Consider the following 24,237-nt stretch of genomic DNA (forward strand, 5'->3'; position numbering starts at 1 on the left):
TTTCATAAATATTTTAATAAAACACTAAAATATATTATATCATAGTTAGGCTAAAAAAGTTTTAATTGTTTGGTATTTTTTTGATACTTTCTATGTTTTATTTTTTTCATACTCTTTAATTTATTTTCAAATTCAGTTTTGTTTGAAATTTCTTCCATAACCTCTTTTGCACGTGAAACAACTTCTGCCGGTAATCCTGCAAGTTTCGCTACTTCTATACCATAACTTTTATCACTAATTCCATCTTCTATTTTATGCATAAATATTATACCTGATTCTGTTTCCATAACCTTTACTCTTTTATTTAAAATCCCATCATAAAAATCCGCCAACATAGTAAGCTCCATATAATGTGTAGCAAAAATAGTATATGATTTTAAAATCTGATATATATATTCGGATGTCGCCCATGCAACACTTATTCCATCTATTGTTCCCGTTCCCCTTCCAACTTCATCAAGAAGAACAAGACTTTTTTCGTCAGCATTATTTAGAATACTTGAAACCTCTGACATTTCCACAAGAAAGGTTGATTTCCCGCTTACAACATCATCTTTTGCACCTATTCTCGTATATATATTGTTTAATATAGGCATTTCAGCATATTCAGCCGGAACAAATGATCCTATTTGTGCCATTATTGAGATAATTCCAATTTGCCTTAAATATGTAGATTTACCGCTCATATTTGGTCCAGTTAAAATAACAAATCTCTTATTTTCATCAAGCATTATATCATTTGGCGTGAATTGTTCTACAAACCTTTCTACTACAGGATGTCTTCCATTTTTTATAATAAATTTATTATCAGAAAATATAGGTCTCACATAATTATATTTAATCGAGGCTTCTGCAAAACCACGTAAAATATCTATTTTTGAAATATTTTCAGCAAATATTTTAAGTGTTTTTACATATCTTTGTAAATCCCTTATTAAATCTTCAAAAATCCTCTTTTCAAGTTCATCTATCTTCTTTTCTGCTATACTAAATTTTTCTTCTAACTCTCTAAGTTCTTCTGTAATATACCTTTCAGAATTAACCAAAGTTTGTTTTCTTATATAATACCCGGGCACTTTATCGCTGTTTGCTTTTGTAACTTCAATATAAAAACCATATATTTTATTTCTTCCTACTTTAAGATTGGTAATTCCAGTTTTTTCTTTTTCTTTTATTTCTATTTCCTTTAGAAAATCTGAGGATTTTTCAAATATTTTTTTATATTGGTCAAGCTCCTCATTAAATCCTTCTTTTATTACTTTTCCTTTACCAATTTGATTGGAAGGCTCATCTACTATTGCACGATTTAGTAATTCTTTTAATTCAAAAAACTCTTCAAGCGTTTCAAGACCTAACATTAGAAGTAATTCATTTATATATGGAATTACTTCTAATGTTGTTTTTAATGCCGTTAAATCGCGCGGAGTAGCTTTCATTAAAGAAATTCTTGATGCAATTCTTTCAACATCTCTTACAGCAGAAAGATACTCCTTTAATTCTTCCATAACCAGCTGATCATTTCTAAATATTTCCAGAATATCCTGCCTTTCTTCTATTTCTTTTTTTGATATTAATGGCTTTGATATCCACTGTTGAAGATGCCTTGCACCCATTGAAGTTTTTGTAAACTTCAATACATCATATAATGTTTTTCCTTTAGTTTCTTTATTTGGTAATAATCCGAGATTTAAAATAGTCGTTGAATCAAGAATCATATTATTGGATGTTTTAAATCTTTTAGGAAATGAAAAATGCGTTATTTTTTGTTTTTGGGAAACTTCAAGATATTTAAATACAGCTCCAAGAGCATAAATTTCTTCATCATTTAATTTTAGAACATCCGGGTTTAATATCCCATAACTTTCTTTAACTATATCAATATTATTTTTATTGAAATACCAATCTTCTAATTCTTCAACGTACAAACCTGGATAAGAATTTTTGATATTATTTTTTATATTTCTAAGATTGTTTGTTAATAACACTTGCACAAATGAATAGGAAGAAATAAAGTCCATAATTTCATTTTCAGTATATTCAAATGTGTCTATATACAAATCACCTGTACTAAAATCAAAAATCACAAAAACATATCCTTTTTTTGCAGGATATATTAATAACGAATATCTATTATTTTCATCTATCATATTTTCCTCAACAACTGTACCCGGAGTTAAAACCTGAGTAACCTCACGTTTTACTATACCTTTTGCTGTTGAAGGATCCTCCATTTGTTCACAAATAGCCACTTTAAAGCCCTGATCAAGCAGTTTTTTTAAGTAATTATCAAGCGCATGATGAGGAATACCGGCCATAGGATGACCATTTCTCTGGGTTAAAGTAATTTGAAGGGCTTCGCTGGTTATTTTTGCGTCTTCAAAAAAGGTTTCATAAAAATCACCTAGTCTAAATAAAACGAGACAATCCTTGTAATCTTCCTTTATTTCAAGATATTGTCTCATCATAGGGGTAAGAGTTTTAATAATATCACCTTCCCATTATTTCAGGGTGCTTTCGCACCCTGAATTTTTACATATAATAATGTTATTAATCAGGGCAAAAATGCCCTGATTAATGTTATTTTATTTAATTTCTTTTCGACTTTTTATTACTTTATCAATTAATCCATATTCTTTTGCTTCTTCAGCAGACATAAAGAAATCTCTATCTGCATCTTTTTCAATTTGAGAAACATCTTTTCCTGTATGTTCGCTTAATATTTTATTTAACATTTTCTTCATCCTTAAGATTTCCTGAGCCTGTATTTCTATATCCTTTGCAGTTCCCTGCGCTCCACCCCAGGGTTGATGAATCATAATCCTTGAATTTGGAAGAGCAAATCTTTTCCCTTTTGCACCAGCAGTTAACAACACAGCACCCATTGATGCAGCCTGACCTATACAAATTGTAGAAACATCTGGCTTTATATATTGCATAGTATCATATATTGCAAGACCTGCTGTAATAGAACCTCCAGGACTGTTTATATATAAATAAATATCTTTTTCTGGATCCTGAGCTTCAAGAAACAGCATTTGTGCTACAATAAGATTAGAAACATAATCATTAACTTCTGAACCAAGAAATATAATTCTATCTTTTAAAAGTCTTGAATAAATATCATAAGCTCTTTCATATCTACCACTTGATTCAACAACAACTGGTATAGGCATGCTCACTGTTCATTCACTCTCCTTATCTTCTCAAAAATCTTGTTTACTGGTATTGCTAATAAAAACATATGGCCGCTATCTGTAAATAATATTGATTTCACACTTTTTCCATAGGTTAAATCTACAAGACTTGTAGTATTTCTATGTTCTTTCTTTAATCGCTTAAAATGGGAGAATTTTTCTGGTATAATTGAATGTATCCTTTCTGCGATAATAAAAGAGTTTTTTGTTACATTTATGATAGCCATATTTTCACCTCCATCCTTTATATTATACACTGAAAATATTAAAAAATCAAAACGGAGGCGATAAAATGAGTGAAAATAATTTTATAGATGAAGTTATTATAACCGTATTCGGAGGCAAAGGTGGCGATGGTGCTGTAAGTTTTAGAAGAGAGAAATTTATTCCAAAAGGCGGCCCTGACGGCGGTGATGGTGGTGATGGCGGTAATGTAATAATAATGTCTACTGTAGAAAAAAACACATTAATGGATTTCAAACATAAAAAGAAGTTTAGAGCTGAAAACGGAAAAAATGGTCAGGGAAAGAAAATGTATGGTAGAAACGGTGAAGATTTAATAATAAAAGTCCCTGTTGGAACCCTTGTATATGATTATGAAACTAATGAATTAATAGCCGATCTTAAATATCCAAATCAATATGTTGTAGTCGCACGCGGCGGAAAAGGAGGAAAAGGAAATATTCATTTTACAAATTCCAGAGTTCAGGCTCCAACTATTGCAGAAAAGGGAATCGAAGGAGAATCAAGAGTTTTAAGATTAGAATTAAAGGTTTTAGCAGATGTTGGAATTATAGGATATCCTAATGTTGGTAAATCTACCTTAATTTCTGTTATTTCACGAGCTCGACCCAAAATAGCTAATTATCATTTTACTACTTTAATACCTAATCTTGGTGTTGTTGATATGGGTGATGGAAATTCTTTTGTTGTCGCAGATATTCCAGGATTAGTCCCTGGTGCTCATGAAGGTGTTGGGTTAGGAGATAAATTTCTAAAACACGTTGAAAGATGTTATTGTTTAGTGCATATACTCGACATTTCAGAAAGCGAAGGAAGAAAAGCTGAAGATGATTATTATACAATACGAATGGAATTGGAAAAATTTTCTGAAGAACTTGCTAAAAAACCTGAAATCATAGCAGTAAACAAAATTGATTTATTACCTGAAGACGAATTAGAAAAAAGGTTAAATAAACTTGAAGAAAAATTGGGCAAAAAAATCATTCCTATTTCCGCTGCTACAAGAAAGAATATAGATTTACTTTTAAATACTATATGGGATACAATCAAAGAAATGCGTATAGATAGGCAAAAACAAATACTTGAATCCTTAAAAAATGCTCCTGATAAAATAAAATTAAAAATTAAACCTGTAGATGTTGATATACCTAAAAAAGTTAGATTTGAAATTATCAAATGGGATGAAGGTGTTTATGAAATTACCGGTCATGATGTTGAAGTGTTATTGAAAAAATATCCTATTGACCAAAAAGATGCAAGGCTGAAGATTTTACAAATACTTGAAAAAAGCGGTTTAGAAAGATTCCTTAAGAAAGTCGGTGTAAAAGAAGGAGATACCGTTTATCTTGGTGATTTCGCATTTGAATATATGGAGTGATATAAATGATTGTAATATTTGGTGGAACATTTAATCCACCTCACATTGGACATAGAATTATAGCCGAATATGCATATGATTATTTAAAACCAGATAAATTTTTAATTATCCCGGCTTATACTCCACCACATAAACTTGAAAATTCAGATATTGCAAATTATGACAAACGAATTGAATGGTGCAAAAATACTTTTCCATCTGAAAGATTTGAAATTTACAGAATTGAGGAAAAACTTGATAAACCTTCTTATACACTACAAACGGTAAAATTTTTAAAAGAAAAATATAATGACGAAATATATTTATTAATTGGCGAAGATTCACTAATTAGCTTTCATACATGGTATAAATGGAAAGAATTACTAAAAAATGTTACTCTTGTTGTTTATAAGAGATTTTCTGAAAAATTAAAATTTGAAAATTATAATATTGAACATATCTTTTTAGATTCTCCAATAATAGAAATATCTTCAACAAATATAAGAGAAAGAATTAGAAAAAAACTCAGCATTTATGGAATGGTATCAGATTCTATAGTAGATGATATTTTAAAAACTTTTTAGAAAAATGAGGTGAATAAAATTAAATTAGGAATTCTACAATTTCCTCATAAAATAACCCTTTCAGAAAAAGTTTATACTGAATATTTTAAATTTCTAAATAGTGATTCTTCTTATAATTCTATAACTATTAATCCTGAACTTTTTGATTTTGAAATTGAAAAAATTTTAAATAGTTATGATGGTCTAAATGTCACTGTTCCTTTTAAAGAGAAAATAATGAAATATATTGATGTTATAGAAGACGCTTCAGTTTTAAAAGCAATAAATAATATTTACAATAAAATTGGTTATAACACTGATTGGATCGGGTTCATAAATTCATTAAAAGAATCAAATTATAACTTAAATGGAAAAATATTAATTTTTGGCGCTGGTGGTGTAGCACGCGCCATTGTTTATGGATTATACAAATTAGGTATCGATAAAGTCACAGTAATTAACAGAACATATGAAAGGGCTTTAAATTTAAAAGTTGAATTTCAGAAAATTATAAATATTATTCCATATCCGCTGGAAAAATTAAACAATGAATTAAAAGATACATCTATATTTATAAATGCTTCATCGTTAGGCATGTTTAATGAAAAATTGCCTATAGAACCCTCATATTTGAAAAACATTAAACTCGTATATGACGTTGTTTATTATAATACTCCTCTTCAAGAATTGGCAAAAGAATTAAACATAAACCTTATCACCGGTGAAAAAATGTGGTATTATCAGGCTATTGAAAATCTTAAAATATGGAATATATACGATGAATCAAAATTTAAGAAAGCTTTTCAGAACTTCAAAAAATGATATAATATTCTATGAATCTATTTAAATAAGGAGAGATTTTATGGCAAATGTATATTTGAAAAAAGGAATTAAAAGCAGGGTTGTAAATGGCCATCCCTGGATATATGAAAATGAAATAAATGAAATTCAAGGAGAATACGCTAACGGCGAGATAGTAAATGTTTTTTATAATAAGAATTTCATTGGAAAAGGATATATTAACGATAACTCAAAAATAAGAGTTAGACTTTTAACAAAAAAGAATGAAGAGATCGATAAAGAATGGATAAAAGGAAAAATTAAAAAAGCTATCGATTATAGAAAAATGATTTTTGGTAATGAAAATACCTTTAGATTAATATTTGGCGAAGGCGATTATTTCCCAGGACTTATCGTAGATAAATTCAATGATTATTTAGTCATTCAAATTAATACTCTTGGAATATATAAACTCAAGAATCATATTATCGATTCGTTAGTAGAACTCATTAATCCAAAGGGAATTTTCGAGAAAGATGATGAAAAAAGTGCTAAAATAGAAGAATTCGAATACACTGAAGGGTGGATATATAAAACAGGCCCTGAATTGATTCCATTTGAAATCAACGGAATAAAGTTTTTTGCCGATACGCTTGGACAAAAAACAGGATTCTTTTTAGATCAAAGATATAACGCTCTTAAAGTAAAAGAATTAGCTAAAGATAAAAATGTTCTCGATGGATTTTCATATACAGGAAATTTTGGTATCCATGCATTATCTGGCGGTGCAAAACATGTCACATTCCTTGATTATTCTGATAGAGCTTTATTTGTTCTTGAAAAAACTTTAAAAGAAAATAATATCTCAAAGGACAAATATGATTTATATGAAACAAATACATTTGATCAGCTTAGAAAATTTGACGGCGCAAATATCTATTTTGACTTTGTTATTATTGATCCTCCATCTCTAGCCAAGTCAAGAAGTTCAATAAAAAATGCTATAAGAGGTTATAAAGAATTAAATTTAAGAGCTATGAGAATAACAAAAAATGGTTCTTTATTTGCCACGGCATCATGTACACAATTGGTATATGACGAAGAATTCAAAAGAATCATTTTCGATGCAGCTAAAGATAATAAACTATTATTAAGACAAATATTTAAAGGAAATCAATCACCAGATCATCCTGTAGTATATAATATTTTAGAAACAGAATATCTTAAATTCTATATTTTCCAACTTGAAAATATGAAATTGTAATTATTTCTTGTTCTCTATAATCTATAAAAAAACAGCGCTTTCAAAAGCGCTGTTTTTAAATTATAGTTACAAATAGACTCATTATAAGAAATATGAATATCTGAAATTTTATATATTTGAGTTTTTGTTTCCCTAAATCTTCCTGAAAAACCAGAAAATTATTAATAAGAGTAATCAAAATATATAAAATAATAACTGTTTTAATTGACGGACTAACTAAATATAACATGAGTATATTTATAAGAGAGGTTAATCCATTTATTATAAGAAAAGCAAGAAAAAACTTCACTTTATCAATTTTGACTCTTAATATTTTTAGAATTAAAATATTGGCAATCATTTCTAAAGAAATAATCACAAATAACAAAATAGCGGAAAAAATTACTATCTTTTTTAAATCAACTGTATTTACAAAGATTTTAAGAAAACCATAAAAGTGTTCTTTAAAAATAATGTTATTGTTTATATATTCTAAAACAAATGATGTAAATATATATATTGTTCCAATTAGAGTAATAAAAAGAACAAGAAAATCCCATAACTTTTCCTTTAATACTTGATCCATATAATCACCCCATCTTTTAATTCATTTTTTATTATATCAAAAATATACGATTATTAATGTTAAAAAATAGTAAAAAGAACTTTTAATTTTTATTTTCTAATTTATTTCTATTTAAATATGATTTATTGAAACTAATTTACAAAGAAATATATTGTAAAAACGTTTTTTTTGATGTTATCTGAAGTATTTTTATAAAAAAAAACTCTGCATATCCATAATAGATATACAGAGTTTCTTGTAAATCTAAGTATTTCTGAAAACAAGAGGCATTACCTGTTTTTTTCTTGATACAATTCCTTCAAGATAGGATATTTTATCTGAAAAATCACGTCTAAATATTTTTTCAGCCAATTTATATTGACCAGCTGCAAATATATAAGAACCTTCTTTTAAAACATCAGTTAAAAGGAATAAAAATAAGATGTATCCTCTTTCTTCTACAATTTTTTCCATCTCATTTAAAATCTTATCCTTTCTTTTTAAAATACTTTCTACATCAATTACCTCTATTTGAGCAATTGCAATGGTTCCGCGAGATAATCTTGATTCTTTCAAATCTATTGTTAAAATTTGTTTTTCACTAAAATCTTCAAGATCAGTTTTAGCTTTATACATTTCTATACCATAATTTATAGCGTCAAGTTTTAATAAATTTGAAATTTCTTCAACTGCTTTTTTATCTTCATCAGTAGTAGTAGGTGATTTTAAAAGCATGGTATCTGATAATATTGCTGAAAGCATTACACCAGCGATTTCTTTTGGAGGAATAATATTGTGTTTTTTATATAAATCCCATATTATTGTATTTGTACATCCTACAGGTCTAATATGAGCAGTAATTGGAAGCCCTGTTTCCAATCCTCCTAATCTATGATGATCCACAATTTCAAGAATTTCAGCTTCTTCAATTCCTTCTACACTTTGGGATTTTTCCGAGTGATCTACTAATATAACTTTTTTCTGTTTTGGTTTTATCAAATCATGTCTTGTTATAATACCTTTTACATATCCATTTTTATCTACTACAACCGCAACACCTTTCTTATCCTGCATTAATTCCTCTTCAAAATCTTTTAGTATTTCATCAGGTGATGTGGTTAATGGATTTCTGCTCATTATTCTTTCCACATGAGTACTTAGACGTAATAACCTCCCTGCAACATATGTAGGATGAGGAGTTACAACTATCGGAATATTTTTCTCTTCAGCAAGATTTATTATTTTTTTTGAAGGAATAAAATCCCCTGTTATTATTAAACAGCTTACTCCACTCTCCAGAGCTATTTTTTGAACATCTTCCCTATTTCCTGTTATCAATACATCATTCTTTTTTAAGTATCTTTTAACTTCTTCTGCTGTCATTGCTCCAATTGTTGGACAACCCATTAATTTTTTATTTTCATCTCCAACAATTAATTTTGCATCCATTGTTTTTATAATATCTTTAACCTTTGGAGGATTCTCTTCAAGTGTAAAATTCTGTATTTCTTTCAAAAAATTTCTGGCTAATTCTCTTTCAGTTAAAAGGCCTATTAATTTATTCTCTTCATCAACAATTGGGATACTCTTAACATGTTTCTCTAACATCGTGTTTCCAATTTCAAATATTGTTGATTCTCTTTTAGCTAAAACAACATCTTTTACCATTGCATCTTTTACTTGAATGTATACATGTTCTAATAATTCCGGCTTATTTATGCTAAAATAATTCAAAACAAAATTACTTTCAGGATTTATATCTCCCAGTCTATATGGTTTATATGTATTATCATTATCTATTTGATTCTTTAAATAAGCATAAGATATTGCAGCAGCAATACTATCAGTATCAGGACGCTTATGACCTATTACATATATTTCATTTTTCATTTATATCACCTCACAATTTTTACAGAATATAATATCATTTTACCACATAAAAAAAACGGAGCTTACGCTCCGAAATTCCTTAATTTATTTTAAGGAGGATAGGGGTATTATTATGATAATACTAAAATGTTAAGATTAATATCAATTTATTATTCAAGTTCATGTATTATAAATTAAGAAATAAATAATCTTTTTTCAAAAAAAATGTTTTTTAAATTATACAAATAATGATATAATATACAGAGATTAAAAATTTTTCAGGAGGTGTTTTTGGTGAAAAAAACTTCAAAACTCTTAGTGGCAGTAGCGCTTATTGCAGCATTTTTATTTATTCCTAAAATTGGAATTTCTGAAAATTCCAGAGAAACAGGGAAAAACTTAAAAATAGCATTTGTACAAATGGAAAAAGTAACTCAGTCCTATTACAAATGGCAGGACTTACAGGAAAAATACAAAAACGACTTACAGTATTATCAGGGAAAAATCAATAAATTACAAAAAGAATTTGAAGACTTAAAAAACTCAGGTGCTACAAATGATGAATTGGTAAAAAAACAACAGGAATTACAGTTAAGAATTAATGAATATCAAAAAGCTATTCAGGATGAATACACAAAGAAGACAAATGAATTATTAGCAGAAGTAAAAGAAAAAATAGTGAAATACGCTAAAGATAATGGTTACAACTTAGTATTATATGAACCATCAGTTTTATATGCTGATGAATTAGTAGATATAACTCCGCAAATTATTGAAATGTTAAAAACAGCGGGTGCAAATTAATTCGATGGAAAAACATACACTTGTTTGCAAAAAAATTATAAAAAAGTATGGAAGAAAAATAGTTTTAAATGGAGTAGATTTTGAAGCCGGCACTGGTGAAATTGTTGGGATCCTTGGTCCCAACGGTGCCGGAAAATCTACTTTATTTAAAACTATTCTTGGTATTGTAGTACCTAAAAGCGGTGAGGTATTATTGGACAATATTAAAATAACTCATTTACCTGTACATATACGTGCAAAGAATGGAATTGCATATCTTCCACAGGAACCTTCTGTTTTTAGAAATTTAACTGTATGGGATAACATGGATTTAATTGCTTCCATGTTAAAAATTGAAAACAAAGAAAAAATCATTACAGATATATTAAGCGAATTTGGAATATTAGAACTTAAAAATCAAATTGCTGACTCCTTATCCGGTGGTGAAAAAAGAAGATTGGAGTTTGCAAGAACATTGCTAATGAAACCTAAATTTATTCTTCTCGATGAACCGTTTGTAGGAATTGATCCTATTACAGTAAAAGATATACAAAAAATCATCAAATCTCTTTCTAAAAGAGGGTTAGGTGTAATTGTTACAGATCACAATGTTGATGAAATTGCTGAAGTTGTTGATATATTATATGTCGTTCATAAAGGTAATGTTATTGCTCATGGAAAACCTGAAGAAGTTTTAAAAGATGAAAAAGTTATTGAAAATTATCTGGGTTGGTGATATAAATGTTGAAAATTGGAGTGATTGGATATTCGGGAGAATTAACCGAAGAAAAAATTAAAAATCTTTCTGAAATTACCTTTGAAATTGGAAAAATGATTGCAAAAAATGGATGGATATTATATAGCGGTGGAAGAAATGGAATTATGGAAATTGTTTCAAAAGGTGCTAAAGAAAGCAACGGAGTTACTGTGGGAATTCTTCCCTGGGAAATAGATGGAAATCAATATATAGATTACCACATAAAAACCGGCCTGGATTTTTCAATGAGATCATTTGTTCTTGTAAAAAGCGTTGATGTAATTATTAGCATAGGTGGTGAAATTGGTACAGCCATTGAATTATTGGGTGCATATGCAAACGGAAAACCTATTATTTTAATGAATAACACAGGTGGATGGACTGATAGAATAAAAAAATGTTTAATAGAAAATACATATCTTGACAATAGAAAAACAGCAAAAGTTTATTCTGTAAATACCATAGAAGAACTTGAAAAGTTATTGAAAAAAATGGAGGTTGAAAAATGATACGTCTAAGATTTGCTCCAAGCCCTACTGGGCATTTACATGTTGGCGGAGTTAGAACAGCTTTATTTAACTGGTTATATGCAAAAAAAAATAACGGAAAATTTATTCTGCGTATTGAAGATACAGATTTAGAACGTTCAAGTAAAGAATTTGAAAATGAAATACTTGATTCAATGAAATGGTGTGGTCTTGACTGGGATGAGGGACCTGATAAAGGGGGAGATTTTGGTCCTTATAGACAAAGCGAAAGATTGGAAATTTATAAAGAACATATAAATCAATTATTGAAAGAAGAAAAAGCTTATTATGCTGTGTATAAGGGTGAAGAAGTTATACACAAATCATATGAATTTCCTGAAGAATATAATACAAAAGATTTTTCTATTGTTGTAAAATTTAAAATAAATAAAGAAGGTTCTGTAAGATTCAATGACCTTTTAAAAGGAGAAATTGAATTTAAAAATGAATATATTGATGATTTTATAATCCTGAGATCAAATGGAATTCCCGTATATAATTTTACCGTTGTAATTGATGATCATTATATGGAAATTACTCATGTAATTCGTGGTGAAGACCATATTTCAAATACTCAAAAACAGATATTATTATATCAGGCTTTTAACTGGAATATTCCAGAATTTATGCATATCCCTTTAATCCTTGGAAATGACAGAAAACCTTTAAGCAAAAGACATGGAGGCACCACTGTTGACTTTTTTAGAAAAGAAGGTTACTTAAAATCAGCTTTAATGAACTACCTTGCTTTATTGGGCTGGACAATAGAAGATGAAATCTTTAATTTCAAAGATAAAATAGATAATTTTGTTCCGGAAAAAATCTCTAACAAAGGTGTTATATTTGATTATGAAAAACTTGAATGGATTTGTGGAAAACATTTAAGATTATTGGATATAGAAGAATTATATTCTGAACTTAAAGAATGGCTTGGATATATTAATGATATTGAATTTATTAATATGCTGGAAAAAGACATAGATTTTTCAAAAGAAGTAATAAAAATCTCAAGAGAAAAAATTAACACATTAAAACAATTAAAAGATTTTTCATATAATTTTTTCGATGATAATTATGATTATGATGAAAAATACATACAAAAGTTTCTAAAAAAAGAATGGGCACCAGAACTTTTAAAAACAACTATAACAAAATTTGAAGAATTACAAGAATATACAATAGAAAGCGTTGAAAAAACTATAAGAGAAATTGCCGATTTAAAAATCACTTCCAAAAAGAACACATTTCAAACAATTAGAGGGGCTGTATTGGGAAAGTTAGTGACTCCGGGATTATTTGAGTCAATAGCCGTATTGGGAAAAGAAAAAACAATTTCTCGTCTTAAAAAAACAGAGGTGTTTTTAAATGAACAGATTCAAGGATAAAAAAATTACGCTTGGCGTAAGTAGCGGAATTGCTATATACAAAGCAGTAGATCTTGCATCAAGATTAAGAAAAACAAATGCACAACTTAATATAGTTATGACAGAAGATGCAAAAAAAATGATTTCACCTGTAGTTTTCTCTGCTGTTGGAAATTGTCCAGTTTATAGTGATTACTTTAATGAAGTTAAAGATGGTTGGATTCCCCACACACAGCTTTCAATGGAAAGCGATGTTTTTGTTGTTGCACCAGCTACTTCAAATATAATTGCAAAAATTGCGAATGGAATTTCAGATGATCTTGTTTCATTAATAGGTTTAGCCTTTAGAAAAAAAGCGAAAATAGTAGTTCCAACAATGAATACAAGAATGTATGATTCACCAGCATTTCAACGAAATTTGAAAAATTTAAAAAATGATGGTTGGACAATTGTTGAACCAGAAGTTGGTCATCTTGCATGTGGCGAAATAGGAAAAGGAAGATATCCTGACAATGAAATAATCATGGAATATATAGAAAAATTCTTATCTCCACAAGACTTCAAAGGAAAAAAAATACTAATCACTGCTGGTCCTACTGTTGAGCCGATAGATCCTGTAAGAAATATAACAAATAAATCAAGTGGAAAAATGGGATATGAAATTGCAAAAGAATTCGCATTAAGAGGAGCTGAAGTAATATTAATTTCAGGTCCTACAAACTTAAAACCTTCTCCATTAATAAAAGAAATTATTAATATAACTACTGCTGAAGAAATGTTAGAAGCAGCAAAAGATAAATACGAAAATATGAATATTATAATAATGACAGCTGCTGTGTCTGATTTCAAAGTAAAAAATGCTTCAAAACAAAAGATAAAGAAAGATAAAGACTCAATAACCTTAGAATTAATAAAAAATCCTGATATTTTAAAAACAATAGGAAAAATAAAGAAAGAAAATCAATTACTAGTGGGCTTTGCCGCAGAAACTAATAATCTCATTGAATATGCAAAGAAAAAACTCAAAGAAAAAAATTGCGATTTGATTATTGCAAATGATGTATCAAAAGCAGAAACAGGTTTTAATGTGGATTATAATGAAGTTTATATTCTTAATAAATTGGGAGATGTTACCCATGTTGAAAAAAACACCAAAAAGAATATTGCTATTAATATTGCTGATTATATTTCAAAGCTTATTAATAGCTAACACTCTAAGTATTGATGATTTTCATGACAATATTATATTTTTAAAGTTTATTACAAAAGAAAAAATGATAAATCCGCATGTATCTGTTTATTCAGGTGGATTCAGAGTAATACCTGAATATTCTACAACTCCATCGTATATAGGAATAAAAATTAATATCAATGATTTTTCAAAAAACGATATTCTCACATTCAATATTGAATTTGATTCCTTAAATGGTCATAAAACTCTTACTTTTCATAATTTTATTAAATTAAAACATTTTTCTACACCTTTAAATGCAGAAATTTCAACAATTGAAACACCAGATGGCTGGAAAGGAGTTCTTGTAAATAATTCAAATAATGAATTCAAAATTACAGGAATTAAAATTGATAATAAAATTGAACTATTAAATACTGAAAATAATATTTTCTATCTTCCACAAAATCTTGATAACGGATTTCACACTCTCGATATAACCTATGAAAATACATATAAAATCTCTTTTTCAAAAAAAATAAAATTCTTTAAAAAAGATTGGTTTTTTGGTTCTTCTAATCTTAAAGGAGCGTCTTATAGAGTTGAATTTATAAGCAATTATCTTGTCAAAAAAGGTGATTCAATATATAAAATCGCCCGAAAATTTGGAGTAAAACCCGGTGAAATTGTTCTATATAATAATATTAAAGATCCTAAAAAAATATACTCCGGACAGTTACTAAAAATAGGGAAATTACGATTTGGTGAAAGTCCTTTGGTTATTACGGTAGATCTTGATAAAAGTATTTTAAATCTATATTATCTTGGTGAAAAGGTTTTAACTTTTCCAGCTGCAGTTGGAAGAAGCGATGCAACACCACCTGGATATTATAGAATTATGTATAAAGAAAAAGAACCTGCATTATATTGGTATGGTGAATACATAAAACCGGGATCAATAATTAATGGAATTGGAAGTAGATGGTTACAACTCTCAGAAGAACAATATGGAATTCATGGTACTACAAAGCCATGGGAAATCGGGAAACGTATTTCTCACGGCTGCATAAGATTATTTAATCAGGATGTTGAACTTCTCGACTTTTTAACAGGAATTGGAACAGAAGTATATGCTATAAAATCAGTGAGGTGAATAGATGTTATTTTCTCTTGCTTTTTTCAAGGTATTACCTCTTTTCATTATAATCTCTATTGGATATATTCTCGGCAAAACATTTGAAGAATATGACAATAAAATTCTAAATAAAATTACAATATGGGTTGCAGGAAATGTTTTAGCATTTACAGCAATAAATTCTCATCCACCAAAATCAGATGAATTGAAAGTATTTTTTTCAGGATATATAATCCTTTTTATATTAGCTATTTTAATTCCATTTATCCTAAAAAAATTGAACCTCATAAAATCTGAATGGGGAATTATATCTTTTGCATTGATGTTTTCAAATGGCGGATATTTAGGATATCCCGTTGTTGGTGCACTATTTGGAGATGAATATATTGCTAAAGCTGTAATTTACGTTATTGCAATGACATTACTTTCATTTTCAATAGGTATAGTTATTCTTACAGGAAATATAAAAAAAGGATTATTAAATATGGTTAAATTACCCATGTTATGGGGATTCTTAATTGGATGGATATTAGGTGCAAATAATATATTCTGGTATAACTTTCCAGCTGTTATTTCTGAACCAATTGAAATGATAAAAAATGCAAGTATTGTGATCATTCTTATAAACATCGGTGTTTCTTTATCAAAAATAAAAATTAAAATCTATGATTTATACGATACCATTTTAACTACTTTTTTCAGATTAATTGTATTTCCAGTTCTCGCCATTTTTATAGTAAAACTATTAAAATTTGACCCTATTCTTGGAGCGATATTTGTAATTGAAGCAGGAATGCCTGTTGGAATGAATGTATCATTTATTACTGAAGAATTAAAGATAAATCCTGCATTAGGTAATTTGCTTGTTTTTGTAAGTACTCTATTATCAATTTTAACTGTTCCATTATTATATTATCTTATTAATCTTTAGGAGGAATTAATATGATAGATATATCAAAAATAAAAAAAATCGCGTTAATAGGTGCCACAACAAATAAATCAAAATTTGGATATAAAATCTTAAAAGACCTTGTAAAAAAAGGATATGAAGTATTACCAGTAACTCCAAATTATGATGAAATAGAAGGAATTAAAACATATAAATCAGTTAATGAATTACCAGAAGTTGATGTTTTAAACTTTGTTGTCCCGCCTAAAATTGGATTAGAAATTACAAAAGAGGCTTATAAAAATGGATTTAAAAAATTCTGGTATCAACCAGGTGCCGAATCTCAGGAAATCAAAGAATTCTTGGATTCATTAAATGATCCAGAAGTTGATTACCTGTTCTATAAATGTATAATGGTTGAAACAATATAAAAGCCCTATTAAAGGGCTTTCTTTTATAATAGTAAATAAAAAGGGGCTGTTATAATGTCTGGGATTTTAAAATACACCGCAATATTTGCATCTGCCACAATGGTAAGTCGTTTTCTTGGATTATTCAGAGATATGCTTTTCGCATATTACTTTGGAAGAAGTGGAGAATATGATGCCTATATTATAGCAATACTTCTTCCATTTTTTCTAAGAAGAATATTTGCTGAAGGTGCTTTTTCTACTGTATTCATTCCTTTATACAATAGAAAAAAAGGAAAAGAGGCTGATCTATTTGCAAGCACCGCAATAAATATTTTATTTTTAATCACATTTTCTCTATATATTCTAGTATTTTTTTATTCACCAATTTTTGCTAAAATACTCGGAAGTGGTTTAGATAAAGAATATTTAAACCTTTCTGCCTTTTTAATGAAAATCACATTTCCATTTATTACTTTTATTTCCATATGGTCGATATTTGCCAGTATTTTACATAATGAAAGCAATTTCTTTATCTCGGGAGTATCACCAGCAATAACCAATGTTTTTACCATATTAGGTATTTTATTTTCTGTATATTTTCCTATTAAAATTTTAGGTCCAACAATTGGGTTTCTCCTTGGCGGATTTTTTCAATTATTCTTTGTTTATATTTACGTACATAAGAAAAAATATTTTAAATATTATCCTGTTATAAAAAAAGACTATATAAACGAAATAATGGTAATGTTTATTCCTGCATTATTTGGTGTTGCCATTTCTCATATTAATAGTATTGTGGATACAAATGTTGCAACCTGGACTGGAGAAGGTGGAGTTGCAACTATCCAATATGCATTAAGATTATATCAATTGCCTTTAGCAATTTTTTCTGTGAGCATCGCAAACGTTATTCTTCCAAGATTATCTAAATTATCTGCAAAAGATGATATGGAAAATTTTGTAAAAGAGTTTAAAGAAGCGATAATCATATCCTTATTTTTAACAATTCCCGCTGCATCTGGATTAATTATATTAAGCAAAGAAATAATTAAATTAATATATCAGCATGGTAGCTTTACTTCAAATGATACAACAGCAACTGCCTACACATTAATTGCATATTCTATTGGTATTGTTTTCTATTCCATTCACGGTATTCTTGTAAGAAATTATTATTCAAAATTAGACTCCAAAAAACCAACAAAAATTTCATTTATAATGGTTACAATTAACATAATACTCGATATTATACTTGCTAAATATTTTGGAACTGCCGGAATTGGTTTGGCAACATCAATTTCAGGAATGATTGGTATGATAATTCTGGGCTGGGATTTATTTGCACATTTTGATAAAAATGACATAATTGAAGTATTAAAAATCTTTATTGCATCATTTATTATGGGAACAATATTATATATATCAAAGAAATTATATATATCAAACATCTACACACTTATACTTGTTATTGAAGGAATGATAATATACGCTGTTGCGGCATATTTGCTAAATTGTAAATACTTCACCGAAATATCAAAAATGCTAAAAAATAAACTCAAAAAAAATGGTTAAAAATTCACAAAATTTGACATTTGTGGTATAATAAAGATGAATATAACAAATAATTTTGAGGGGGCTAAATTATGGATGTAATGACCGTAACATTAAATCCTTCACTAGATAGAGAAATAATCGTAGAAGACTTTAAATGCGGACATATGTTTAGAATTTCTAATCCATCTAATTCTGTAATGGAACCTGGTGGAAAAGGTATCAATGTATCAAAAATGCTTAGTAAATTAGGCGTTGAAAACATGGCCTTGGGTTTTTTAGGCGGATTTGTTGGAAGAGTGTTTTTAGAAAAATTACTCGAAGATAAAAATATAACTGCAAACTTTGTTTTTGTTGAGGAAGAAACTCGTGAAAATATCGCTATATTGGACCTGAAAAATCACACAATTACTCAAATTAATTCAAGTGGTCCAAAACTTCAGGAAATAGATATTAACCATATGATTCAAAGATATAAAAATTCACTTTCTCTTGTAGAACATGTTTTAATTTCTGGAAGCATTCCACCTAATGCACCAGTTGATATCTATGCAAGAATGTTTGAACTTGCAAAGAAAAATGGGGTTACAACATATATGGAAGCAAATGGTCCTCATTTTAACGAGGCAATTGAAAAATCATGTCCTATGGTAGTAAGAATTGACTTAAGAAGAGAGAAAAAATATTTTGATAGAGAATTAAAAGAAATGGATGACTATGTATATGCTGCAGAAGATATTATAAAACATGGCGCAAAATTAGCTGTTCTCAGTTATCATGTTGAAGGAGATATAATTGCAACCCCTGAAGGAATCTGGTTATTCAAATTAGAAGAAAATGTTGATAGATCTCATTTATTTGGTGTTGGTGACTCTTTCATGACAGGAATTATATATTATATATTAAAGAATGGATATAATTACCTTGAAGCTGCAAAATTTGGTATGGCAACTGCTATTGCCAAAGTTCATCATATCGAAAAGTATATTGAAGATATAGAAGAGATTCATAAATATCTAAATTACTTTGAAGTAAAGAAGGTGAAATAATGAAAGTAGAAGATATTATGTTAAAAGATGTAACTTCCTTAGCAGAGGACGTAACTATAGATAGATTTATAACTTTATGTGAAAGGCATGGATACTCAGCGTTGCCTGTTGTAGATTCCGAATTTCACCTCGTTGGATTATTAAGCGAATCAATGGTAATAAAAGCTTCTATCCCGGGATATTTATCTCTAATGCAATCTACTTCATTTATCCCTGATTCTCAACAATTCATAAAAGGATTAGGTCATATTTTAAACAAACCCGTTTCAGAAATAATGGATAAAAATCCTACAAAAGTTTATTATGACGACACAGCTTTACATGTTGCCGATGTAATAATAAAAAAGAGTTTAAAAATAGTTCCTGTTGTTGATTATGATAACAGGCTTATTGGTATTGTAAGAAGAATTAAACTTTTAAGTTTAGCAGCAAAGGGTATTTTGGAGGAATAATATTGGAAAAAGTTAATATAGTTACATATGGATGCAAATTAAATCAGGCTGAAAGTGAAGTAATTGGTGAGAAATTATCTTCTTTAAATTATATTGTTGAATATGACAAATCAACTAAGAGTGATATATTAATTATAAACTCATGCACAGTAACTTCTGAAGCCGAAAGGAAAATTCGCCAATTAATAAGGAAGACCAAAAGAGAAAAACCTGATACCAAAGTCGTTGTTGTTGGGTGTTACACACATACAGATACGAAATCATTACTGGAAAATGGTGTTGATCTAATCTTAGGAAACCTTGAAAAAAAATACATAGAAAATTATATAGATAAAAATGGTGTCTTTGTAGACCTTGATTATTGGCATTCAAAAAATGAAAAAATATTTCTACCTCAAAAACCTTATAATAATTATTCAAGATATTTCCTGCCAATTGAAGAAGGATGTCTTGAGTTCTGTACATATTGTAGAATAATATTCGCAAGAGGAAATAAAATAAGAAGTGTCTCAAAAGATGAGATATTCAAAAAAATTGATTCTCTTATTAAAAAAGGGGTAAAAGAATTTATTATTACTGGCATCAATTTAACCTATTATGGTTATGGAACAGATTATAATTTATTAAATCTGATAATGGATATTGAAAAAAAATATCAATCCCAAAAAATTCGTTTTAGGATTAGTTCTTTATATCCCGATTTCATCAATGAAAATATCATTCAATTTCTCAATGAGAGCAAAATTTTCGAAAAACACATACATTTATCACTCCAGCATGTTTCCACAAAAGTTCTGGAAAATATGGGAAGAAAATATAATGAAAAATATCTAATAAATTTATTCGATATGATTTTTAGAATAAACGATATTTTTTCCATATCCTCAGATATAATTGTTGGTTTTCCAGGCGAAACTAATGAAGATTTTGAAATATTATTAGAATTTATTAATAAATATCCATTCTCAAGAGTTCATGCATTTAGATATTCATCACGTCCAAATACCAAAGCGTCAAAAATGCCTCACCAAATTTCAGGTGAAATAAAAAAAGCCCGCATGAAACAATTGCAACAATACATAAAAAATTCAAATGAACAATATTTAAAAAAATTAATTAACTCTGGTATAACCCCAGAAATTCTTATAGAAAAAAAGAATAATCAATACAGTTACGGATATGATGAATATTATATATACCATAAAATATTAAATAATAGTATAAACTTAAATGATTTTCATAAAGTAAAAATAAATAAAATTGAAAATACTGGAGTGATATCAAGTGTTTTATAATTCAAAAGAATGGATAGAAAGTACTGAATATAAAAGTGAAGATTTTGAAATATTTAACGGATATTCTACTTACGAAACCATTAGAACATACAACAAAAATCTATTTGCCCTTAACTTTCACTATGAAAGATTAAAAAAATCTGCCATATTTTTGGGATTAGAATTCCCTGAATACAATAAACTAAAAGAAACTCTTCTTGAAGGAGTTAAAAAGTTTAATTGCAAAGAAGACATAAGAATAAAAATATTAATTAACAAATACACATCAAAAAATAAAAGTTTTTATGCGTTTATTGAGCCGATATATGAAGTTGATGATTTAAGAGAGAGTGGAGTTGTTTTGGCAATATCTCGAGAAAGAAAACCAAAAAATCCCGTTATTCCATATTATGTAAAAACTTCTCTAAATGGCTATGGATTATATTTAAGACAAAAATACAATGTGTATTATGATGCAATAGTATTAAACGAATTTGGTTATGTAACTGAAGGAACAAAATCAAATCTATTTATGGTAAGTGCTGGAGTAATTATAACTCCTCCTTTATCAGCTGGTATATTACCTGGAATTACAAGAAAAGTTGTTATCGACCTTATAAAAAGCTTCAATATAGACTTTGAAGAAAGAAATATTGAATTATGGGAATTATTATCAGCAGATGAAATATTCTTAACTCATACAAGTGCAGGAATTGTTCCAGTAAGAAGAATAGTTCCTAATTTTACCTTTAATGCCCCAGGTATTACAACTGAAACATTAATAAATTACTGGAAAGACTTTATTATACAAAACAACGAATATTGGGATTAATATGAAAGAAATCAAAGATATCTTATATGAATTATCTTCAAAAAACAATGTTATAAAAAAAATTATGTTGCTTGACGAGATAAAAAATAAGATATCAGCAATTTTAGATAAATATAATTTTACCTCAGTGGAGGTGGTTGATATAGATTTAAAAACCTCCACGCTTTTTTTGTATGTTGAAAACAACTACATAAAACAGGAAATTCTATTTAAAAAAAATAAATTAATAAAAGAAATTAATAATTCATTGCAAATAGACAGGATAAAAAGCATAAAATTTACTGGAGGTGCTGTTAGATGAGCCATTATTCTCAAGAAGATATTAAAGTATTAAAAGGTTTAGAACCTGTTAGAAAAAGACCTGGTATGTATATTGGATCAATTGGAAAAGCAGGTTTAAACCATCTTGTATATGAAATTGTTGACAATAGTGTTGATGAATATATGAGTGGTTTCTGTACCAAAATAATGGTAAAAATAAATGAAGATGATACTATAGAAGTAATGGATAACGGAAGAGGTATTCCAGTTGGTCCACACCCTACAGAAAAAAAAGACACTCTTGAAGTTGTATTTACAACTTTACATGCTGGAGGTAAATTTAATACAGAAACATATAAAATAAGTGGTGGGCTCCACGGAGTTGGTGCATCTGTTGTTAATGCATTATCAGAATTCTTAGAAGTATGGGTTCATAGAAATGGAAAAATTTATTATCAAAAATATTCAAGAGGAAAAAAGGTAACTGAAGTAGAAATATTAGGTGAGACGAATAAAACAGGTACACATATAAAATTTAAACCTGATGCTGAAATCTTTGAAAATGGAGATATTGAAGTTGAAGGTCAAATCATAGAAAATAGATTAAGGGAATTGGCTTTCTTAAACCCTGGTCTCGAAATAGAATTTATAGATGAAAAAAGAAATAAAAAACAAAAATTCCTTTTTAAAGAAGGACTTTCTGAATTTCTTGATTATTTAATAAAAAAGAATAAAAAAGCACCTATTCATGAATCACCAATTTTTGGAAAAGGTTCTTTTAAAAATCCTCGTGGCGAAAACTTTTCAGATATAATAGTTGAATTTTCAATGATGTATACAAGAAACGATTATCCTCACATATTCAGTTTTGTTAACAATATAAGAACTGTAGAAGGCGGGGAACACGAATCAGCATTTAAAACAACACTTACAAGAGTAATGAATGACTATGCCAAAAAAGCTGGATTTTTAAAAGAAAAAGATCCTAATTTTACGGGCGAAGATGTCAGAGAAGGTTTAATAGCTATATTAAGTATTAAACTTCCTGATCCTGTTTTTGAAGGACAAACAAAAGCAAAACTGGGAAGTAAAGAAGTTAGAGCAGCTGTAAACGATATAGTCGCGGAATATTTAGTAAAATATCTTGATTCACACCCAAAAGATACAAAATTAATATTTGAAAGAATAAAAGAAGCTGCAAGAGCAAGAATAAGTGCAAGAAAAGCAAGAGAAAAGGTAAAAAGAAAATCTATATTTGAAAATTCGCCATTACCTGGGAAATTGGCAGATTGTACATCAAATAATCTCGATGAATCAGAATTATTTATTGTTGAAGGTAATTCTGCTGGTGGAAATGCTAAAACCGCAAGAGATAGAAATTTCCAGGCTATATTACCTTTAAGAGGTAAAATAATAAATGTAGAAAAGCATGATATTGAAAGATTAATGAAAAATGAACAGGTAGCTAACATAATTTCGGCTATTGGAACGGGAATTGGCGAAAACTTTGATATATCAAAATTACGTTATGGAAAGATAATAATAATGACAGATGCTGATGTTGACGGAGCTCATATTAGAACATTGTTATTAGCATTATTTTACAGGTTTATGCCAGAATTACTTAAAGCTGGAAGAATATATGCAGCTCAACCTCCTCTATACAAATTTAAATCTGGTAAATTTGAAAAATATTTATACTCAGATGCTGAATTAGAGGAATTAAAAAAAGAATTTGAAGGAAAAAAGTATTCACTTCAGAGATATAAAGGTCTTGGTGAAATGAATTCAGATCAATTATGGGAAACCACAATGAATCCTGAAAAGAGAAAATTAATTCAAATTAATATTGATGATATTGTAGAAACAGAAGAAATTCTTGAAATCTTAATGGGAAGTGATCCTTCAGCTAGAAGGGAATTTATTGAAGAACACGCATTAAAGGTTAAGGAGTTAGACATCTAA

The 24,237-nt window shown here is 28.4% G+C and carries 24 protein-coding genes; 19 read left to right on the forward strand and 5 right to left on the reverse strand.

What is annotated here, in order from left to right:
• Positions 1-50 precede the first annotated feature (50 nt).
• The 3 genes from mutS to XO10_RS01595 form a co-directional block, all read right to left on the reverse strand.
• Positions 51-2,465, reverse strand: a complete 2,415-nt coding sequence (gene mutS / locus XO10_RS01585; protein ID WP_217671589.1) for a DNA mismatch repair protein MutS — start codon at positions 2,463-2,465, stop codon at positions 51-53.
• A 117-nt stretch (positions 2,466-2,582) separates the two neighbouring features.
• On the reverse strand, positions 2,583-3,173 hold the full coding sequence (gene clpP, locus XO10_RS01590) for an ATP-dependent Clp endopeptidase proteolytic subunit ClpP (RefSeq protein WP_041638420.1): 591 nt from the start codon (positions 3,171-3,173) through the stop codon (positions 2,583-2,585).
• Positions 3,174-3,175: 2 nt separating this feature from the next.
• The gene (locus tag XO10_RS01595) at positions 3,176-3,421 is read right to left on the reverse strand and encodes a DUF370 domain-containing protein (RefSeq protein ID WP_014295768.1); all 246 of its coding nucleotides are present in this window, start codon (positions 3,419-3,421) and stop codon (positions 3,176-3,178) included.
• 65 nt (positions 3,422-3,486) lie between these two features.
• On the opposite strand from XO10_RS01595, the gene obgE reads away from it, so the two are divergent.
• The 4 genes from obgE to XO10_RS01615 are packed head-to-tail and all read left to right on the forward strand — an operon-like array spanning position 3,487 to position 7,401.
• The gene (obgE, locus tag XO10_RS01600) at positions 3,487-4,815 is read left to right on the forward strand and encodes a GTPase ObgE (protein ID WP_014295769.1); all 1,329 of its coding nucleotides are present in this window, start codon (positions 3,487-3,489) and stop codon (positions 4,813-4,815) included.
• A gap of 5 nt (positions 4,816-4,820) precedes the next feature.
• Entirely contained in the window at positions 4,821-5,378 is a 558-nt protein-coding gene (gene nadD / locus XO10_RS01605) for a nicotinate (nicotinamide) nucleotide adenylyltransferase (RefSeq protein ID WP_175421048.1), read from the forward strand.
• A 9-nt stretch (positions 5,379-5,387) separates the two neighbouring features.
• Positions 5,388-6,179 (forward strand): shikimate dehydrogenase, encoded by a 792-nt coding sequence (locus tag XO10_RS01610; RefSeq protein ID WP_083635616.1) that lies wholly within the window; start codon positions 5,388-5,390, stop codon positions 6,177-6,179.
• A gap of 40 nt (positions 6,180-6,219) precedes the next feature.
• Positions 6,220-7,401, forward strand: coding sequence for a class I SAM-dependent rRNA methyltransferase (locus XO10_RS01615; RefSeq protein WP_014295772.1), 1,182 nt, complete (start codon positions 6,220-6,222; stop codon positions 7,399-7,401).
• A 55-nt stretch (positions 7,402-7,456) separates the two neighbouring features.
• Here XO10_RS01615 and XO10_RS01620 read toward each other — a convergent pair whose 3' ends face one another.
• On the reverse strand, positions 7,457-7,966 hold the full coding sequence (locus tag XO10_RS01620; protein ID WP_014295773.1) for a hypothetical protein: 510 nt from the start codon (positions 7,964-7,966) through the stop codon (positions 7,457-7,459).
• Positions 7,967-8,209: 243 nt separating this feature from the next.
• Positions 8,210-9,835, reverse strand: coding sequence for a putative manganese-dependent inorganic diphosphatase (locus XO10_RS01625; RefSeq protein ID WP_014295774.1), 1,626 nt, complete (start codon positions 9,833-9,835; stop codon positions 8,210-8,212).
• Positions 9,836-10,108: 273 nt separating this feature from the next.
• Between XO10_RS01625 and XO10_RS01630 the strand changes: the two genes are divergently transcribed.
• The 15 genes from XO10_RS01630 to XO10_RS01700 all read left to right on the forward strand — a co-directional run bounded on the left by XO10_RS01630 (position 10,109) and on the right by XO10_RS01700 (position 24,237).
• Positions 10,109-10,618, forward strand: coding sequence for an OmpH family outer membrane protein (locus XO10_RS01630; RefSeq protein ID WP_175418070.1), 510 nt, complete (start codon positions 10,109-10,111; stop codon positions 10,616-10,618).
• Between the two features lie 4 nt (positions 10,619-10,622).
• Positions 10,623-11,333, forward strand: coding sequence for an LPS export ABC transporter ATP-binding protein (lptB, locus tag XO10_RS01635; protein ID WP_014295776.1), 711 nt, complete (start codon positions 10,623-10,625; stop codon positions 11,331-11,333).
• Between the two features lie 5 nt (positions 11,334-11,338).
• Positions 11,339-11,863, forward strand: coding sequence for a TIGR00725 family protein (locus XO10_RS01640; protein WP_014295777.1), 525 nt, complete (start codon positions 11,339-11,341; stop codon positions 11,861-11,863).
• Positions 11,860-13,266, forward strand: coding sequence for a glutamate--tRNA ligase (gene gltX, locus XO10_RS01645; protein WP_075780176.1), 1,407 nt, complete (start codon positions 11,860-11,862; stop codon positions 13,264-13,266). Before XO10_RS01640 ends, gltX begins: the two co-directional genes overlap by 4 nt.
• Positions 13,247-14,455 (forward strand): bifunctional phosphopantothenoylcysteine decarboxylase/phosphopantothenate--cysteine ligase CoaBC, encoded by a 1,209-nt coding sequence (gene coaBC, locus XO10_RS01650; RefSeq protein WP_014295779.1) that lies wholly within the window; start codon positions 13,247-13,249, stop codon positions 14,453-14,455. The genes gltX and coaBC overlap by 20 nt, the downstream gene beginning before the upstream one ends.
• The gene (locus tag XO10_RS01655; RefSeq protein WP_175418071.1) at positions 14,382-15,569 is read left to right on the forward strand and encodes a L,D-transpeptidase family protein; all 1,188 of its coding nucleotides are present in this window, start codon (positions 14,382-14,384) and stop codon (positions 15,567-15,569) included. The genes coaBC and XO10_RS01655 overlap by 74 nt, the downstream gene beginning before the upstream one ends.
• Positions 15,570-15,573: 4 nt before the next feature.
• Positions 15,574-16,482, forward strand: a complete 909-nt coding sequence (locus tag XO10_RS01660; RefSeq protein WP_014295781.1) for an AEC family transporter — start codon at positions 15,574-15,576, stop codon at positions 16,480-16,482.
• 14 nt (positions 16,483-16,496) lie between these two features.
• Entirely contained in the window at positions 16,497-16,871 is a 375-nt protein-coding gene (locus XO10_RS01665) for a CoA-binding protein (RefSeq protein WP_041638713.1), read from the forward strand.
• Positions 16,872-16,925: 54 nt separating this feature from the next.
• Positions 16,926-18,425, forward strand: a complete 1,500-nt coding sequence (gene murJ / locus XO10_RS01670) for a murein biosynthesis integral membrane protein MurJ (protein ID WP_014295783.1) — start codon at positions 16,926-16,928, stop codon at positions 18,423-18,425.
• A gap of 71 nt (positions 18,426-18,496) precedes the next feature.
• The gene (locus XO10_RS01675) at positions 18,497-19,453 is read left to right on the forward strand and encodes a 1-phosphofructokinase family hexose kinase (protein ID WP_014295784.1); all 957 of its coding nucleotides are present in this window, start codon (positions 18,497-18,499) and stop codon (positions 19,451-19,453) included.
• Positions 19,453-19,905 carry an HPP family protein gene (locus XO10_RS01680; protein ID WP_014295785.1) on the forward strand — a complete coding sequence of 151 codons (453 nt, stop codon included), beginning with the start codon at positions 19,453-19,455 and terminating at the stop codon, positions 19,903-19,905. The genes XO10_RS01675 and XO10_RS01680 overlap by 1 nt, the downstream gene beginning before the upstream one ends.
• 2 nt (positions 19,906-19,907) lie before the next feature.
• Positions 19,908-21,200 (forward strand): tRNA (N(6)-L-threonylcarbamoyladenosine(37)-C(2))-methylthiotransferase MtaB, encoded by a 1,293-nt coding sequence (mtaB, locus tag XO10_RS01685; protein ID WP_175421049.1) that lies wholly within the window; start codon positions 19,908-19,910, stop codon positions 21,198-21,200.
• A complete protein-coding gene (locus XO10_RS01690; RefSeq protein WP_014295787.1) occupies positions 21,190-22,011 on the forward strand; it encodes an aminotransferase class IV in 822 nt (273 codons plus the stop codon). Before mtaB ends, XO10_RS01690 begins: the two co-directional genes overlap by 11 nt.
• A gap of 1 nt (position 22,012) precedes the next feature.
• Entirely contained in the window at positions 22,013-22,312 is a 300-nt protein-coding gene (locus XO10_RS01695; RefSeq protein WP_014295788.1) for a DciA family protein, read from the forward strand.
• Positions 22,309-24,237, forward strand: coding sequence for a type IIA DNA topoisomerase subunit B (locus XO10_RS01700; protein ID WP_014295789.1), 1,929 nt, complete (start codon positions 22,309-22,311; stop codon positions 24,235-24,237). Before XO10_RS01695 ends, XO10_RS01700 begins: the two co-directional genes overlap by 4 nt.

It is taken from the genome of Marinitoga sp. 1135 (genome assembly GCF_013363245.1).
GTDB lineage: Bacteria > Thermotogota > Thermotogae > Petrotogales > Petrotogaceae > Marinitoga > Marinitoga piezophila.